A 17797-nucleotide genomic window follows, 5' to 3' on the forward strand; every position below is an offset into this window, starting at 1 on the left:
AATTTTAAAATCATTAATTAATCTAAAATTTATTTATTATATAAATAAAATATTATTCTGTTGTATTGCTAAATCAATAACATCATTTGTTATATCTTTAACATTTTTTATATAAGCTATAGTAGAAATATCTAAAACAAGATTATAATGTCCTTTTTCTGCAATAATATTAATTAATTTACTTATAAAAAATAACATTTTATTACGTGCTTGTTCTTGTCTCTGATTATTTTTTTTTGTAAAATATTCTATTTTTTGAAATAATATTTTTTTTTCAGATATAATTTCTTTTTGTATTTCCTCTCTAGCTTTTTTTGATAATTTTTTATTTTTTAATTTTTTTATTTTAGATAAAAATGATTTTTTCATTTTTTCTATTACTAAAAAATCTGCATGTAATTCTTTTTCTAATTTTTTAGATATTTTTTCTTTTTGAGGTATTGCATTAAAAATTTTTGCTATATTTATTACTACTATTTTTGAACAACAATAAGCGTTATTAAACGGTAAAATAAATATCATCATTAATAATGTTATTTTTAAAAAATATTTCATATTAAATATATTCCTCATGTTTATTTAAATATTAAATTAAATTACCATTCTTTTGAAAAACTAAATTGAAAAAATTGAATCTTATCTGTTTTATATGTTTTAAATGGATATGCAAAAGATATAATAATATTTCCAAATGGAGTATGAAATTGTAAAGATAAACCTACTGAAGATCTTATTTGTGAAAAGATATTAAAATTTGGAATTTTATATAATTTAAATAAATAATTATTTTTCCATGAAGTATCTATTAAATTACCAATATCTAAAAAAATAGAAGATCTTATTTGTTTAATATAATTATTATCTAAAAATGAAATAGGGAAAATTAATTCATTATTTATATTAAATAAAATATTACCTCCAACTGGATTATCCGATAAACAAATAGTTTTTCCATTCTCACAATGATATTTTTTTGAATTATAATAAATTCCTTTAGGACCAATACTATTATTTTTAAAACCTCTAACTGTATTAGAACCTCCTAAATAAAAATTTTTATAAAAAGGATATTTACCTCCTAAAAAACCATTACCATAACCAAAATGACTTTTAAATAAAAATATTGGAGAATCTTGTAAAAAATTCTTAAATATTTGTAAATTTAAAGGAATATATCTTAAATAATTAAAATTAATTTTATAATTACGATTTTTACTATACCAGGGAATAGAAAAATATGTATTTAAAGAACTAAAAATACCATTTGATGGAACATTGAAATCATTTAAATTATTATATAAAAAAGTATAATTAATTATAAATTCATCTAATAAATAACTATTATATGATTTACTATACATTTTATATCCTATATATCTAAGATAATTCCATAAAGATATTTGTGGTTCAATATTACTAATTTGATTTTGCATAAATCCAATACTATTAGTAATTATAAAATTATTATTAATTGGTAATTTTAAAATTCCAAAAACACCTTTATTTTTATTTATATAATTATAAAAAAAGCTATTATCTTCATCATTTATTGTATTTAAAAATATCTTTATACCCGCATTAATTTTTTTAAAAAAAACATGATTTTTCATTATAAAAAATTCTAAATAAGAATGGTAAAAATCTTTACTAAAATTTAGATCTATGTCATAACCAGTACCTATAAAATTATTTTGTTGTAAAACAGTATTAAATCCTAATAAACCACCTTTCATCATTCCTAATCCTGATTTTAAAGATCCTTCATTTTTTTCATCAACTTGATATATAATATCTAATGTATGATTTAAATCATTATTTTTATGTAAAAATATTTCTACTTTATTAAAGTATCCTAAAGAATATAATCTTTCTCTAGTTTTTTTTATTAATTCAATATTAAGTGGAGTACCTTCTATTTGTAGTAGTTCATTTCTTAAAATATAATCTTGAGTTAAATTATTTCCTAAAAAATTTATTTTTCTTACATAATATTGTTTATTAGTTTTTATATTAAAAATTATATTTATTTTATTATTTTTTTCATCTAAAATTGTTTTTATTATAATTTTAGGATATAAAAATCCATTTTTTCCTAAAACTTTTTTTATTTTATATTTCAATTCAATAATTTTATTATTTTGATAAATTGAACCAGGAATAATATTAATTATATTTTTTATATATTTAAAATATTTTTTTTGATCAATATTAATTATAATTTTATTATAAAAAAATTTTTTATTTTCTTCAATTTTAATTACTAAATAAATATTTTTTTTATCAAATGATAAAGTTCGTGTAATATTTTTAATTTTAAAATTTATATATCCTTTATTCAGATAAAAATTTTTTAAATTATTTAAAATTTTATTAATAAAATTAATTTCATATTTATTTTTTTTTGAAAAAATAAATAAAAAATTATTATTTATTTTTAAATAATTTAATAAAAAATTTGTTGTATAAACATTATTACCTATAATATTAATTTGTTTAATTTTTGTAAAATCATCTTCCTTAAAAATTATTAAAATATTTACTTTATTATTTATATCTTTTACAATTTTTATTTTAATAAAAGAAGAAAACATTGCATATTTTAAAAACACAAATTCTATGTTTTTTCTAAAAGAAAATAATGCATAATTATTTAATATTTCTCCCTTTTTAATTTTTAATTTATTTAATAAAAAATTAATATCATTATTATTAATTAATTTATTACCTTTAATTATTATATTATTAATAATTGGTTTTTCTACAACTTCTACAAAAAAATAATTTTTTTTTTGAAAAACATTAATAATACTAACCATATTAGTATTATATAATATATGGATGATATTAGATATTTCTTTTAAAGAAAGACATTTCTTTTTATTTATATATAAAAATCTATTAAGATCTTGTAATTTAATTTTATTAAGACCAAAAAATATTATATTTTTAATACAATAATTTTTTTTTTTTAAAATATTTGCATAACAAATAATATTTGTATGAAAAATTAATAAAAGAATAAATATATACTTGAAATATTTAATATTTTTTATAAAAAATCTTTTTTTAAAATTGTTTAAAGTCATTTATTAATGTAAACCCCATAATTATAATTAAAATAATGATACTAATAGTATATATTAGTTGTTTAATTTTATATGACAATTTTTTACCACTAATTTTTTCAAAAATTAAAAATAATAATTGTCCACCATCTAAAATTGGGATAGGAAATAAATTAATTATACTTAAATTAATATTTATTAAAGCTAAAAACATAAAATAATAAATAAAGTTATTACGAACTAATATACTTGCAATATGACCTATTGAAAGAGGACCATTCAATTTATAAATATTTTTTTTATTATTTAATAAATAAATAAATGATTTTAAAATTAATTTAATTGATTTTAAAGTTTCATTAATTGATTTTTTAAATGATTTTATAAAACTTAATCTATATATACTTTTTGAAGTATCCTTAATATTTATTATTTGTGGTAAAAAACCTAAAAAACCAATATTTTTTGATTTTCTAAAAGAACTTAAGATTCTAAAATTTATATTTTTTTGATTTCTTTTTATATGTATATTAATAGTTTTATTTGGATGATTATAGATAAATTTTTGAAAATTATACCAATTAATAAATTTTCTCCCTTCTACACTGATAATTTTATCGCCAATATGTAATTTTGCTTTTTCCGCAGGAGATCCAGGTATTATATATGTAATAGTAGGATTAATTTTTAATCCTTTAGGTAAAATACCTAACATTAATATTAAATTTTTTTCTTTTGAAAATTTTAAAAAATTGTTATTAATATTTAATTTTTTATTTTTAATAAAATTAGAATTTATTTTATTTATTTCTAAATTTATTTTATGATGTATATTAATATTTCTAATTAATGCTGTATTTAAAAAATTCCAATTATTTATATTAATACCATTAATTTTTTTAATTTCAAAATTAGGTTTTAATCCAATTAAATTAGCAATTGAGATATAATTAATTTCATTAATAATATTTTTTTTTATAGGTAAACCTATAAAGAAAATAACCCAATAAATTAATATTGCAAAAATAATATTTGCAATTGGTCCTCCTAAAATAACTAATATTTTTTTTAAAAAATTTATTTCATTAAAAAATAACAATTTAAATTTTTTTATATATTTAATATTATTATTTTGAATACTATCAGGAATTTTAACATAACCACCAAATGGTATTAATCTTAATATATAATTAGTTCCATATTTATCACGATATTGAAAAATTTTTTTACCAAAACCTAAAGAAAAACATTCTATATAAATATTAAATAATCTTGCTATATAAAAATGTCCATATTCATGAACTATAATTAAACTACTTATAGTTATAATAAATATTATTATATCATATAAAATACTAAACAAAATTTTAACTCCTAAAATTATTATTAATTAATATAAATAATGTTAAATTAAAATTTATCTGTAAAATAAATTATTTATTTTATTTAAAAAAATTTTTCAAAAAAAAATTAAATAAATTTTATTAAAATTTATTTAATCTCCACCAAAACGACGATTTCTTTTTGTAAAAGAATTTAATGCTTTTTGAAAATCTTTTTTATTAAAATCAGGCCATAATTTTTTAGTAAAATATAATTCTGAATATGCAATCTGCCAAATTAAAAAATTACTTATACGGTATTCACCACCTGTCCTTATTACTAAATCTACAGGAAAAACATCATTTAAGCAAATATGATTATTTACAATATTTTCATTAATATCTTTAGGATTTAATAATCCTTTATAAACTTTTAAAGCAATTTTTTTTATACTATTTACAATATCCCAACGACCACCATAATTAGCTGCTATATTTAATAATAATTTATTATTATTTTTTGTTAAATTTTCTGCTTTAATAATTGCTTTTTGTAAAGAAAAATTAAATTTATTTTTATTACCAATAATTTTTAAACGTATTTTTTTTTTTTTTAAATTTATTGTTTCAATATCTAAAGTTTTTTTAAATAAATCCATTAAAAATTTTATTTCATCACTAGACCTTTGCCAATTTTCACTACTAAAAGTATATAAAGTTAATACTTTTATATTATATTTTAATGATAAATCAATTATTTTCTTTACCGTTTTTACACCTTCTTTATGACCTAAATAATTTAATTTTTTATTTTTTTTTGCCCATCTTCGATTACCATCCATAATTATTGCAATATGATTAGGTTTGATAATAATATTATTTTTTTTTTTACTAATTTTATTTACGTTCATTTTTAAAAATTTTAATTTTATCTTTTAACTAAAAAATTAATAATATAAAAAAATTTTATATTTATTTAAAACTAATTATTTAATTAAATAATTCTTTTTCTTTTTTTTTTAAATAATCTTTTATATAATTAATATATAATATTGTTTGTTTTTGAATAAGATTATACAATTTTTTTTCTTGATCTTTACTTATTTGTTTTTTTTTTAAAAAATACTTAATTTTATTATTTGCTTTTCTACGTATATTTCGAATATTAATTTTATTTAATTCTGCTTCTATTTTTATATTTTTTAAAATTTTTATTTTCCTTAATTCTGTAATAGGAGGAATACTTACATAAATACTATAACCTATTATTTTTGTTGTTACATCTAAATTTGAACATACAATACTTTTTTCTATATTTTTTAATATTGTAGAATCAAATGGAGTTACTTTTAAAGTAGAATAATTTTCTACAATTATAGAAGATATATGATTAATTAATACTGATTTATTATTTATTTTTAAAAAAATATTATTTAATAAATAAGGAGATAATCTATTTGTCGATAAAATATTAATTTTATTAATAAATATATCTAAACATTTTTGCATACTTTTTTTATTACTATCTACAATACTATTATACATATAAATATCCTTAAATTATATTATTGTATTTAATTATTTTTAATTATTGTTCCTTCCATTTTACCTGTTAAAATTCTATAAAGTGATCCTGGTTTTTGAATATTAAAAATATGTATAGGTATATTATAATCACGTGCTAAAATAAAAGCTGTATTATCCATAATTTTAATTTTTTTTTTTATTACATAGTCATAATCTATTTTATTAAAAAATTTAGCATCAGAATAATTTACAGGATCTTTAGAATATACTCCATTAACTTTTGTTGCTTTTAATATAGCATTAGCTTCTAATTCAATTCCTCTCAAACATGCTGTAGTATCTGTAGTAAATAAGGGATTACCTATTCCTCCTGTTAAAATAATTATATTATTTTTAATTAAATCAATTGCTTGAAAAGCATTATATCCTTGACATATACCTTGAATTGGGAAAGATGACATTAAATAAACATTGATTAATTTATTTTTAATTGATTGATATAATAATAAACCATTAATTATAGTTGATAACATACCAATTTGGTCACCTAATACTCTTTTTAAATTATTATTATCCTTACAATATTTACCTCTAAATAAATTTCCTCCTCCTATAACTATAGCTAATTCAATACCTAAGGGTAAAATACTTTTTATTTCTTTTATAAGATAATTTAATAATTTATTATCTACACCAGATAAATTTTTACCTTGTAAAAATTCTCCACTGATTTTTAATATAATACGATTATAAATTATTTTTGATTTAATATTCATATAACACTTATTATATTTTTTCTATAAAATATATTTTATTAGAATATATAAATAAAACAATTAATTTTTAATAATATTTGTACCTAATTCTAACCATATAAATTTTAAAATTTGCATATTATTTTCATTTAAAAAATGTAGTACTGTTTTATTATTATCTAATAAAAATTTTTGATTATATAAAGTAATATTATTTATAAATTTTTGTAAACGTCCTTCTATTATTTTTTTTATAATTATTTTAGATTTATTATGTTGTAACGCAATATTTTTTTGTAATTGATATTCATGATTTATAATATTTTTCGGAATATCTTTTTTACTAATATAATCAGGTTTTAACATTGCTATATGCATCGCAATCTGTTTCATTAATAAATTATTATCTAGATTAGATTTAATCATTACACCAATACGATTATTATGATGTATATATTTTCCTATAAATTTTCCTTTAATATAACTTAAACGATTGATATATATATTTTCCTTTAATATTCCAATTAATTTTATCCTATCTTTATTAAAAATTTTTCTTATTATAGATATATTTGTTTGATTATTTGTAAATATATATTTTAAAATTTTATTTCCAAAATTTATAATTTGTATTGATTTTGCTACAAAATCGGTTTGACAATTTATTTCTAGTAATATTCCAAAATCTTTAATAAGATAATTTAAAATTACTCCTTCTTTTGTTTGATTGTTAGATTTTTTAATAGATTCTATTTTTTCATATTTTCTTATATAATCTATAGCTTGATTAATATTTCCTTTTGTTTCTATTAATGCTTTTTTACATTCAATAATACTAATATTTGTTATATTTCTTAATTTTTTAATTTTATTAATATTAATTTTCAATATTATCTCCTAATTAATTTTTTAAATTATTTTTATTATTAATATGTAAATTTTTATTAAAAATAGCTTTAGTCACATAGTGTAAATATAATTTTATGGCACGGATAGCATCATCATTAGCAGGTATAACAAAGTTAATTCCTTCAGGATTAGAATTAGTATCTACTACAGCAAAAATAGGAATATTTAATTTTTTAGCTTCCTTAATAGCAATTTTTTCATGATTTACATCAATAACAAATATTGCATCAGGTAATCCTCCCATATTTTTTATACCACCTAAACTTTTTTCTAAATTTAATAATTCTCTATTCCTTGTTAAAATTTCTTTTTTTATTAATTGTTTAAAAATTCCATTTTTTTTTTGTAATTCTAATTCTTTTAATTTTTTAATAGACTGTTTTACAGTTTTCCAATTAGTTAACATTCCTCCTAACCAACGATGATTTACAAAAAATTGATTACAATTAATTGCTGTTTTTTTTATAAGTTCAGATGCTGCTTTTTTAGTCCCAATAAATAAAATTTTTCCTTTACGAGAACTTATTTTTTTTAATTCTTTTAAAGCATTATTAAACATGATAATAGTTTTATCTAAATTAATAATATGTATGTTATTTTTATATTTAAAAATAAATTTTTTCATTTTTGGATTCCAATAACGAGTTTGATGACCAAAATGTGCACCTACTTTAAACATTTTATTAATAGAAATAGACATAGTTTATTTATCCTTATTTTATATATTATAGAAATAATATTATATAATAAATATATATACAAAAAATTATTTGAGTAATTATCTTAAATATTATTTAAATTTAATTTAATTATTTATAATATAACATTTATTATTATATAATTAATAAATTTATAAAAAGAAAATAATGAAAATCATAATTAAAAGTTCTGAAGAAATAAAAAAAATTTATAAATCTTGTCAATTAGCTGTAGATGTATTAGAAATGATTGAAAAATATGTATTACCTGGAGTTAGTACAGAAGAAATAAATAATATATGTCATAATTATATTACAAAAATTCAAAAAGCTAAACCGGCTACTTTAGGATATAATGGATTTCCAAAATCTGTATGTATTTCTAAAAATGATATTGTTTGTCATGGAATTTCAAATAAAAATGATATACTAAAAAATGGTGATATTGTTAATATTGATGTAACTATTTTATATAATAATTATTATGGTGATACATCAAAAATGTTTTTTGTTGGTAATAAAATTTCTAAAAAATCTAAGTTATTGTGTTTAACTACTCAAAAAAGTTTATATAAAGCAATTAATATTTTAAAACCAGGTATTAGACTATATAAAATCGGAGAAGTAATTCAAAATTATGTAGAATCAAAAAATTTTTCTGTTGTAAGAAATTACTGTGGACATGGTATAGGTAAAAATTTTCATGAAGATCCTCAAATTTTACATTATAAATCATATGATTATGGTATTTTATTAAGACCAGGTATGATATTTACGATTGAACCTATGATAAATATAGGACACCATGATGTATATTTAACAAAAGATAATTGGACTGTAAAAACTAAAGATAAAACTAATTCGGCTCAATACGAGCATACTGTACTTATTACTAATTTTGGAAGTAAAATTTTAACTTTAAGAAAAGAAGAAAAAATATATTTATAAATATATGAATTTGATATAGTTAAGTAATTAAAAATTTTTAATTACTTAACTATATCAAAATTTATTATTAATACTTAACTATCTAAAAAACTTTTTAAGATTTCTGATCGACTAGGATGTCTTAATTTTCTTAGTGCTTTTGCTTCTATCTGCCTAATTCTTTCTCTAGTTACATCGAATTGTTTACCTACTTCTTCTAAAGTATGATCAGAATTCATATCAATACCAAATCTCATTCTTAATACTTTAGCTTCTCTTGGAGTTAAGCTAGATAAAATATTATATGTTGCTGTTTTTAAACTTTCTGAAGTAGCTGAATCTAATGGTAATTCTAAAGTATTATCTTCTATAAAATCACTTAAATGTGACTCTTCATCATCACCTATAGGTGTTTCCATAGAAATTGGTTCTTTTGCTATTTTTAAAACTTTTCTAATTTTATCTTCAGGAATAAGCATATATTCAGATAATTCTTCTGGTGTAGGTTCTCTACCTAACTCTTGTAAAATTTTTCTAGAAACTCTATTAAGTTTATTTATAGTTTCAATCATATGAACAGGAATTCTTATTGTTCTAGCTTGATCAGCAATAGATCTTGTAATTGCTTGTCTAATCCACCATGTGGCATATGTAGAAAATTTATAACCTCTTCTATATTCAAATTTATCTACTGCTTTCATCAAACCTATATTTCCTTCTTGTATTAAATCAAGAAATTGTAATCCTCTATTTGTATATTTTTTTGCAATAGATATAACTAATCTTAAATTAGCTTCAATCATTTCTTTTTTGGCTTTTTGAGTTTTTAATTCACCGATAGAAATATTTTTATTAATATTTCTAATTTTTTTTATTGTTAATCCTGTTTCTTTTTCAATATTAATTAATTTTATAATACTTTTATTTATTTTATTGAAAAAATTTTCATCATTATGTAAATAATATTTATGTTTTAATTTAAGATGTTTTAATTTTTTTAAAAACATATTTTGATTAGTTTCATTATTATAAAATATATATATAAATTTTTTTTTTGATATATTATATTTTTTAGTACATATTTTTAATATATTATATTCTTCTATCCGTATACGAGACATGATAAAACGCATTTTAGATACTAAATAATTAAATTCTTTAGATACTAACCGAAATTGTTTAAAAATATCTGTAAGATTTTTTAAATTAATTAAAGATTGATGATGATTTCTACCTTTTTTTTTAATAAAAATTGATGTTATGTAATACTGTCTTTTTAATTCTAAAAATTTTTCTTTTGCTAAATTATCATCTATAATATTTCCATTATTTTCTGTTTGAATATGATTAGATAATTCTTGATGATTAGGAATAATAATTTTTTCTTTTACATTAGAATTAATAACACCATGTATTAACTCTGATAAACGAAGATTACCAGATTGGACTTTATCATATTTTTTTAATAAATATTTAATAGAATTAGGATATTCTGCTATTGAAGATTGTACTTGATTAATACCTTCTTCTATACGTTTAGCTATATTAATTTCTCCCTCTCTTGTTAGAAGTTCGACAGTACCCATTTCTCTCATATATATACGTACTGGATCTGTAGTTCTTCCCATTTCTGATTCTACATTAGATAATACTTGGACTTCATCTTCTGCTTCTGTTAAATTACTTGTATTATTATTTAATATTAAATCATCTTTATCAGGAGCTTCATCCATTACTTGAATACCCATATCATTTATTATTTGAATAATATTTTTTATTTGATCAGAACTTACAATATTATCAGGTAAATGATCATTAATTTCTGAATAAGTTAAATAACCCTTTTCTTTTCCACGATTTATAAGAAGTTTAAGTTGTGATGTTGAGTTATGATCCATAAACAGTTCCATACTTTTATTTATTAATACTAAATACATTTTAATTAAATAACATTTAAAACAAATTATTTATTAAATAAATAAAATTCTACATATATATTATTAATAATATTTTAAATATATTTTATCAAATTTTTCAAATTATTTTTTTTGAATTAATATTTTATTTAAAGACCATAATTCTTGTTTTTTTTTATAATTTAATCCTTCTTTTCTATCTAAAGATATTAGATATTCTATTCTATTTTCTAAAATATTTATTTTTAATTTTTTTATTAAATTAAGAAAAAATTTTTCTATTTTATTATCAGGAATCATATGGTTCCATGTTACTAAAATTTCAAGAATTTTTTTTAATTTTGTTCCTCTATATTGTTCTAATATTTTAACTGTTGTCATATTTTTATCTTTATAAAAATTAACAAATTTTATAAAAAAACATAAACCATCTATATTCGAACTTTTAAAAAATTTTAATTTTGGAACAAATTTCATTAATTTTGGATATTGTAGTAACAAACTTAATAATATACGAATAGTAGTTTTTTTAAAATTATTATTTATAATTGTTTTTTTTTTATATTTCATTGGATCATATATATTAATAAAATTAATAATACCTATTTTTTCTCCTAATTTTTGAATTAAATTTATTTTAAAAAAATAATCAGGAATTAATTTAATATATGATAGAGCCTTATAAATAAAATGAGTTTTTTCCTCACAAGAAGAAAATAAATTTTTTAAAAATAATTGTTTAAAAAAAAATTTTGAAAATGATAAAGAATTATTAATTCTTTTTTCGAAAAAAATTTTTCCTTCTTTTCTGATTAAACTATCTGGATCTTCTTTATTAGGCAAAATCATAAATTTTATTTCTTTATTATTAACTAAATAAGGTAAACTTATTTTTAAAGATTTCCATTGTGCTTCTATACCTGATTTATCTCCATCATAACAATAAATAATTTTATTTGTTATATTGAATAATTTTTTTATATGATTATGAGTAATAGAAGTTCCTAATACAGCTACTGCATATTTTATATTAAACTGAAATAAAGTAATTACATCAATATATCCTTCTACTATTAATATTTTTTTTATAATATTATTCTCTTTTTTTGTTTCATATAATCCATATAATTCATTACTTTTATGAAAAATATAATTTTCTGATGAATTTAAATATTTAGGATTTTGATTTCTTAATACTCTTCCTCCAAAACCAACTATAAAACCTTTAATATTTTTAATTGGAAATATAACTCTATTATAAAAAATATCATAAAAATTATTATTTTTTTTATTTATTTTTAGAATATCTAATTTTTCATGTAAAATTTTTATAGTTTTAGTATTATTTAAAATTTTATTTGTCCAATATAAAGGAGAAAAACCAATAGAAAAATACTTTATAATATATAAATTAAATCCTCTATTTAATAAATATTTATAAGCTTTCTTTCCTGAAATATTAAACAAAGAATTTTTATAAAAAATACTTAAATTAAAAATTATTTTATAATAAATATTATTTTTTTCAGATATTTTTTTTAACGAATTGGATTTATTATCTATAATAGGTATACCAAATGTATTTGATAATGATGTTATACTTTCAAGAAAAGATAAATTTTCATAATACATAACAAAATCAATAATATTACCATGTACACCACATCCAAAACAATGATATAATTGTTTTTCAGAATTAACTACAAAAGAAGGATTTTTTTCTAAATGAAAAGGACAAATTCCAAAAAAATTTTTTCCTTTTTTTTTTAATTTAATTTTATTTTTAATTAAATATAAAATATCTGTTTTATCTAATAAATTATTAATAAATATACGAGATACATATTTAATCATAAAAATAATTTTTCATAATTTATTATTTTTTATAATAAATAATAGTTTTTTAATATAAACGTATTCTTTTAGAATTTTCTCTAGATATTTTTTTAGCATGTCTCTTTATTGCAGAAGCTTTAGCTCTTTTTCTTTCTGTTGTTGGTTTTTCATAAAATTCCCTACGTCTTACTTCTGCTAAAATTCCTGCTTTTTCACATGAACGTTTAAAACGTCTCAACGCTAAGTCAAACGGTTCATTATCACGTACTTTTATAATAGGCATAATAATATAAATTTTTCCTGTTGTATATTTATTTAATTTTTAATAATAATTTTTATATTATAGTATATAATATAAAATATATAAATAAGTTTTTTTATATTACTTTATTTTAAAAAATAATTAATTTATTTAAGGGTAAATATGCTTTTCATGGGAATAGAAACATCATGTGATGATACTTCAGTAGCAGTTTATGATAATAATTTAGGAGTATTATGTAATAATATTTATACCCAAAAAATACATTCTAAATACGGAGGTGTAGTACCTGAATTAGCAGCTCGAAATCATTTAAAAAAAATTATTCCTTTAATTAAAAAATCTTTATTTAAAATAAAAAAAAATTTAAGTGATATTACTGCAATAGCTTATACTTCAGGTCCAGGACAAATAAATTCTTTAATAATAGGAGCAATGATTTCACATACATTAGCTTTTTCTTTAAATATTCCTATTATTCCAGTAAATCATATGGAAGGACATTTATTTTCAATTATGTTACAAAAAAATAAACCTATATATCCTTTTATAGGTTTATTAATTTCAGGAGGACATACTCAATTAGTTTATACATATAAATTTGGAGAATATAAAATATTAGGGACAAATATAGATGATGCTGTAGGTGAAACTTTAGATAAAATATCTAAATTATTAGGATTAAGTTATCCTGGTGGTAAAAACTTGTTTAAATTATCTAAATATGGTACTCCAAAAAAATTTGTATTTCCTAGACCTATGATATTAAAAAAAAATAATTTAAATTTTAGTTTTTCTGGATTAAAAACATTTGTAATAAATTTTATAAAAAAACAAAATTTAAAAAATTTTAAAGTTAGAGCAGATATTGCATGTGCATTAGAAGATGCAGTTATAGAAACTCTATATATTAAAAGTTTAAGAGCTTTAAAAAAATATAATATTAATCAATTAGTAATTGCAGGAGGAGTTAGTTCAAATATAAAATTAAGAATATTTTTACATAAAAAATTAAAAAAAAATAATATTAAATTATTTTATAGTAAGAAAAAATTATGTACTGATAATGCAGCTATGATTGCCTATATTGGATCGAAAAGTTTTTCTTCAAAAAATAAAAAATATATATTAAAAAATATTTATATAAATTCTAAATTATCTTTAGAAGATAAAATTTAAATTTTATAAAAAAAATATTTTTTAAAATAAATTTAAGTAGTTGAGATATTAAATAATGTTATTAAATCATTTTTCTTATATAGTATTAAGTATAATTCAAGGTTTAACTGAATTTTTACCTATATCTTCAAGTGCTCATATTATTATTTTTTCTAAAATGTTAAATATTATAAAGAATAATAATCTACAATTTTTTAAAGTAATTATTCAATTAGGATCTACATTAGCAGTAATAATATTTTTTTGGAAAAAAATTATAAAAATTATATTTAATACAATTAATTATAATTTTTTTTATCAAAAAAAAATAAATATATTACATATAATAATATCAACATTACCAGTAATATTTATTGGATTAATTTTGTATGATAAAATTAAAATAATAAATAATGTTCAATTTATTATTTATGGACTATTTTTTGGCGGAATATTATTATTTTTTTCAGAAATTCTTAAACCTAAAAAATATGTTATTAATAACATTAATTATATATCATATATGAATATTTTTTTTATTGGATGTTTTCAAAGTTTAGCATTATTACCAGGTATTTCAAGATTAGGATCAACATTATCAATTAGTATATTAATAGGTATTAAACGTATTGTTGCAACTGAATTATGTTTTATAATATCTATACCTGTTATTTTTGGAGCAAATTTATTAGAGATTTATAAAAATTATTCAATAATAAATTTTAATAATATAAAAATATTTTTTATAGGTTTTTTAATTTCATTTATTATCAGTTTAACTATTATTAAAAAATTTATTTATATAATAAATAATATTTCTTTAAAATGGTTTACTTTATACCGTTTATTAATGATAATATTATTACTAATTTTTAATTAATAATTTATTATATAAATAAAATTTTAATTTTTTAATTTTAAAAAGTATTTTATTAATTTTAATCTTTCATATTGAATTTTTTGTGATATATCACTACCTTCTAAATTATTAATTTCTATTATATTTTTAATATTTAATTTAGAAATATATTTATACATTTTAATAAAATATTTTCCTTGTTTATATTCTATATTTTCTAGTGTTAATCTTCCTCTTGCATCAGATTCACTAATTAATGCTATTTGTTTTACTCTTTCTGGTTTTCTCCAAGCATCAATCATATTATATATATTTAATATATCTTTTGGTTTTTGATTATATATATCATGAATAATATCATGTACTTTAGCAGCTAATACAGATAAATTTTTTATATTATTAGGAATTTTTAATTTTTTACATAAATTTTTAATTAAAGGTATACCTGCTTTACCATGACCTGGATGTCTTGGCCATAATTTACGTGGTGTTAATCCTTTTCCAAAATCATGACATAATGCTGCAAATCTTGTTGATACATTTTTTGTAAGTTTAGATATTATTTTTAACGTAAGCATAGTATGTATTCCTGTATCTTTTTCTGGATGCCATTTTAAAGGAGCAGGTATACCATATAATCTATTTATTTCTGGAAAAATAACAGATAAAGCATTACATTTTTTTAAAATTTGAAAAAAAACATGAGGATGTGCTGATTGAAGAGCATTATATGTTTCTTTCCAAATTCTTTCTGGTTTTAAATATAACAATTCTCCCGAATGACTCATAATTTTCATTAATTTTAATGTATTATCATGAATACGAAAATTTAAATATTTTAATTTAGCTGCAAATCTTGCTACTCGTAAAACTCTTAAAGGATCATCTTTAAACGATGATGAAACGTGTTTTAATAAACGATTTTTAATATCATTTAATCCATTATATGGATCATAAAAATTTCCTAATTCATCTTGAGCAATAGCATTAATAGTAAGATCTCTACGTAATAAATCTTCTTTAAGAGAAATTTTCGGAGATGCACAATATTTAAATCCTTTATATCCATGTCCAAATTTATATTCTGTTCTAGCTAAAGCATATTCTTCATGAGTTTTAGGATGTAAAAAAACAGGAAAATCTTTACCAACTAATTTAAAACCTAATTTTAACATTGAATTAATATTTGATCCAACAACAACCCAGTCTTTATCTGTTACTGTTATATTTAAAAGATAATCACGTATAGCTCCACCAACTAAATAAGTTTTCAATTTTATTACTCCATAAAATTAATAATATGTTTATATTATTTAAATAATAAATTTTAATAATATTATATATTAATATTAAAAAAAAAATTTTATAAAATTATTAAAATACTTAATTTATTTATTTTTTTTATAAATAAATAATATTAAAATATTAATATATAATATTATTAAATTATAATATAAATATTATTTTATGAATATACTTGATATAGAATTTGGTAATTATGAAGTACGTATGAAAAATGCTATTTTTTCTTTGCAAAAAGGATATGGAATTTTAATTTTAGATGATAAAAATAGAGAAAACGAAAGTGATATAGTATTTTCTGCAGAAAAAATTTCTATATCTGATATAGCTTTTTTAATTAGATATGGTAGTGGTATTATATGTTTATGTATTACAGAAAATTTACGTAAAAAATTAAAATTACCTATGATGGTAAAAAAAAATACTAGTATTTATAAAACTGGATTTACCATTACAATTGAAGCATCTCAAGGTATATCTACTGGAGTATCAGCAAAAGATAGATTTACAACAATTAAAACAGCTATTGCTAATAATGTTGTTCCTAATGATTTAAATAAACCAGGACATGTTTTTCCTTTAAGAGCTGTTAATGGAGGAATCTTTAAAAGATCAGGACATACTGAAGCTACAATAGATTTATTAAAAATTGCAAAAATGAAACCCACAGGAGTGTTATGTGAATTAACTAATGAAGATGGATCTATGGCAAAAATATTTGACACAATATCTTTTGCAAAAAAGAATAAAATGGTTGTGATTACTATTAATGATTTAAAAAAATATATTATTAAAAATAATATTAATATTTAATTTTATATAAATTTAAAAATTTTATCGGCGAGAGAGGATTTGAACCTCCGACCCACTGGTCCCAAACCAGTTGCGCTACCAAACTGCGCTACTCGCCGAATAAAATTATGGGTGGTTAATGGGAATTGAACCCATGACAACTAGAATCACAATCCAGTGCTCTACCAACTGAGCTATAACCACCATTAAAATTTATTATTTTAAAATTATAATAACTTTTTATCTACACCCGACAGGAATTGAACCTGAGACCTCTGTTTTCGGAAAACAGTACTCTATCCTACTGAGCTACGGGTGTATGTAATTAACATATTACAAATTCATTCCTGTAATGTCTAGTTTTTTTTATAAAAAAATTCTTAATATTTTTTATATTTATAAAAAAATAATACATATTAAATAATTTAATTCAATATAATTTTTGATAAAAAATATAAATATAATAATG

At 18.2% G+C, this 17797-nt stretch carries 16 protein-coding genes and 3 tRNA genes; 4 read left to right on the top strand and 15 right to left on the bottom strand.

The window, feature by feature from the left end; genetic code table 11:
* Window positions 1–36 precede the first annotated feature (36 nt).
* The 8 genes from GJU00_RS01090 to rpsB all read right to left on the bottom strand — a co-directional run bounded on the left by GJU00_RS01090 (window position 37) and on the right by rpsB (window position 8278).
* Window positions 37–555, bottom strand: coding sequence for an OmpH family outer membrane protein (locus tag GJU00_RS01090; protein ID WP_168893478.1), 519 nt, complete (start codon window positions 553–555; stop codon window positions 37–39).
* A gap of 41 nt (window positions 556–596) precedes the next feature.
* On the bottom strand, window positions 597–3086 hold the full coding sequence (gene bamA, locus GJU00_RS01095) for an outer membrane protein assembly factor BamA (RefSeq protein WP_168893479.1): 2490 nt from the start codon (window positions 3084–3086) through the stop codon (window positions 597–599).
* Window positions 3067–4428, bottom strand: a complete 1362-nt coding sequence (rseP, locus tag GJU00_RS01100; protein ID WP_168893480.1) for an RIP metalloprotease RseP — start codon at window positions 4426–4428, stop codon at window positions 3067–3069. The genes bamA and rseP overlap by 20 nt, the downstream gene beginning before the upstream one ends.
* Window positions 4429–4560: 132 nt before the next feature.
* The gene (gene uppS / locus GJU00_RS01105; RefSeq protein ID WP_168893481.1) at window positions 4561–5298 is read right to left on the bottom strand and encodes a polyprenyl diphosphate synthase; all 738 of its coding nucleotides are present in this window, start codon (window positions 5296–5298) and stop codon (window positions 4561–4563) included.
* Window positions 5299–5377: 79 nt separating this feature from the next.
* Window positions 5378–5932: a ribosome-recycling factor gene (locus GJU00_RS01110; protein ID WP_168893482.1), complete on the bottom strand. Its 555-nt coding sequence runs from the start codon at window positions 5930–5932 to the stop codon at window positions 5378–5380.
* Window positions 5933–5961: 29 nt separating this feature from the next.
* Entirely contained in the window at window positions 5962–6690 is a 729-nt protein-coding gene (pyrH, locus tag GJU00_RS01115; protein WP_168893483.1) for a UMP kinase, read from the bottom strand.
* 60 nt (window positions 6691–6750) lie between these two features.
* Window positions 6751–7557: a translation elongation factor Ts gene (gene tsf / locus GJU00_RS01120; RefSeq protein ID WP_168893484.1), complete on the bottom strand. Its 807-nt coding sequence runs from the start codon at window positions 7555–7557 to the stop codon at window positions 6751–6753.
* 13 nt (window positions 7558–7570) lie between these two features.
* Complete coding sequence (rpsB, locus tag GJU00_RS01125) at window positions 7571–8278, bottom strand: 30S ribosomal protein S2 (RefSeq protein WP_168893485.1); 708 nt, start codon at window positions 8276–8278, stop codon at window positions 7571–7573.
* Between the two features lie 166 nt (window positions 8279–8444).
* On the opposite strand from rpsB, the gene map reads away from it, so the two are divergent.
* Window positions 8445–9224: a type I methionyl aminopeptidase gene (map, locus tag GJU00_RS01130; protein ID WP_168893486.1), complete on the top strand. Its 780-nt coding sequence runs from the start codon at window positions 8445–8447 to the stop codon at window positions 9222–9224.
* Between the two features lie 74 nt (window positions 9225–9298).
* Here the strand turns inward: map and rpoD are convergent, their stop codons facing one another.
* From rpoD to rpsU, 3 genes are all read right to left on the bottom strand, one after another.
* Entirely contained in the window at window positions 9299–11101 is a 1803-nt protein-coding gene (gene rpoD / locus GJU00_RS01135) for an RNA polymerase sigma factor RpoD (RefSeq protein WP_168893487.1), read from the bottom strand.
* 141 nt (window positions 11102–11242) lie between these two features.
* On the bottom strand, window positions 11243–12973 hold the full coding sequence (dnaG, locus tag GJU00_RS01140; RefSeq protein ID WP_168893488.1) for a DNA primase: 1731 nt from the start codon (window positions 12971–12973) through the stop codon (window positions 11243–11245).
* Between the two features lie 49 nt (window positions 12974–13022).
* Window positions 13023–13238 (bottom strand): 30S ribosomal protein S21, encoded by a 216-nt coding sequence (gene rpsU, locus GJU00_RS01145; RefSeq protein WP_168893489.1) that lies wholly within the window; start codon window positions 13236–13238, stop codon window positions 13023–13025.
* 141 nt (window positions 13239–13379) lie between these two features.
* Between rpsU and tsaD the strand changes: the two genes are divergently transcribed.
* The gene (gene tsaD, locus GJU00_RS01150) at window positions 13380–14396 is read left to right on the top strand and encodes a tRNA (adenosine(37)-N6)-threonylcarbamoyltransferase complex transferase subunit TsaD (RefSeq protein WP_168893490.1); all 1017 of its coding nucleotides are present in this window, start codon (window positions 13380–13382) and stop codon (window positions 14394–14396) included.
* 55 nt (window positions 14397–14451) lie between these two features.
* Window positions 14452–15255, top strand: a complete 804-nt coding sequence (locus GJU00_RS01155) for an undecaprenyl-diphosphate phosphatase (protein WP_168893491.1) — start codon at window positions 14452–14454, stop codon at window positions 15253–15255.
* Between the two features lie 23 nt (window positions 15256–15278).
* Here GJU00_RS01155 and GJU00_RS01160 read toward each other — a convergent pair whose 3' ends face one another.
* A complete protein-coding gene (locus GJU00_RS01160) occupies window positions 15279–16508 on the bottom strand; it encodes a multifunctional CCA addition/repair protein (RefSeq protein ID WP_168893492.1) in 1230 nt (409 codons plus the stop codon).
* Between the two features lie 193 nt (window positions 16509–16701).
* Here GJU00_RS01160 and ribB point away from each other — a divergent pair, with 193 nt between their 5' ends.
* Entirely contained in the window at window positions 16702–17349 is a 648-nt protein-coding gene (gene ribB, locus GJU00_RS01165) for a 3,4-dihydroxy-2-butanone-4-phosphate synthase (protein ID WP_168893493.1), read from the top strand.
* A gap of 24 nt (window positions 17350–17373) precedes the next feature.
* On the opposite strand, the gene GJU00_RS01170 is transcribed toward ribB, so the two are convergent.
* The 3 genes from GJU00_RS01170 to GJU00_RS01180 all read right to left on the bottom strand — a co-directional run bounded on the left by GJU00_RS01170 (window position 17374) and on the right by GJU00_RS01180 (window position 17647).
* Window positions 17374–17447, bottom strand: a tRNA-Pro gene (locus tag GJU00_RS01170).
* Between the two features lie 12 nt (window positions 17448–17459).
* Window positions 17460–17532: transfer RNA gene (locus tag GJU00_RS01175), tRNA-His, on the bottom strand.
* Between the two features lie 41 nt (window positions 17533–17573).
* A tRNA-Arg gene (locus GJU00_RS01180) sits at window positions 17574–17647 on the bottom strand.
* Window positions 17648–17797: the final 150 nt, after the last annotated feature.

Origin of the sequence: Enterobacteriaceae endosymbiont of Donacia simplex (assembly GCF_012568645.1) — a bacterium.
Lineage (GTDB): Bacteria > Pseudomonadota > Gammaproteobacteria > Enterobacterales > Enterobacteriaceae.

Bases quoted from the DNA above. Each gene is read 5' to 3' on its own strand.
- GJU00_RS01110 (WP_168893482.1), bottom strand. From the start codon at position 5,932: ATGTATAATAGTATTGTAGATAGTAATAAAAAAAGTATGCAAAAATGT.
- dnaG (WP_168893488.1), bottom strand. From the start codon at position 12,973: ATGATTAAATATGTATCTCGTATATTTATTAATAATTTATTAGATAAA.
- bamA (WP_168893479.1), bottom strand. From the start codon at position 3,086: ATGACTTTAAACAATTTTAAAAAAAGATTTTTTATAAAAAATATTAAA.
- ribB (WP_168893493.1), top strand. From the start codon at position 16,702: ATGAATATACTTGATATAGAATTTGGTAATTATGAAGTACGTATGAAA.
- rpsU (WP_168893489.1), bottom strand. From the start codon at position 13,238: ATGCCTATTATAAAAGTACGTGATAATGAACCGTTTGACTTAGCGTTG.
- GJU00_RS01090 (WP_168893478.1), bottom strand. From the start codon at position 555: ATGAAATATTTTTTAAAAATAACATTATTAATGATGATATTTATTTTA.
- uppS (WP_168893481.1), bottom strand. From the start codon at position 5,298: ATGAACGTAAATAAAATTAGTAAAAAAAAAAATAATATTATTATCAAA.
- map (WP_168893486.1), top strand. From the start codon at position 8,445: ATGAAAATCATAATTAAAAGTTCTGAAGAAATAAAAAAAATTTATAAA.
- pyrH (WP_168893483.1), bottom strand. From the start codon at position 6,690: ATGAATATTAAATCAAAAATAATTTATAATCGTATTATATTAAAAATC.
- tsaD (WP_168893490.1), top strand. From the start codon at position 13,380: ATGCTTTTCATGGGAATAGAAACATCATGTGATGATACTTCAGTAGCA.
- GJU00_RS01155 (WP_168893491.1), top strand. From the start codon at position 14,452: ATGTTATTAAATCATTTTTCTTATATAGTATTAAGTATAATTCAAGGT.
- rpoD (WP_168893487.1), bottom strand. From the start codon at position 11,101: ATGGATCATAACTCAACATCACAACTTAAACTTCTTATAAATCGTGGA.
- rpsB (WP_168893485.1), bottom strand. From the start codon at position 8,278: ATGTCTATTTCTATTAATAAAATGTTTAAAGTAGGTGCACATTTTGGT.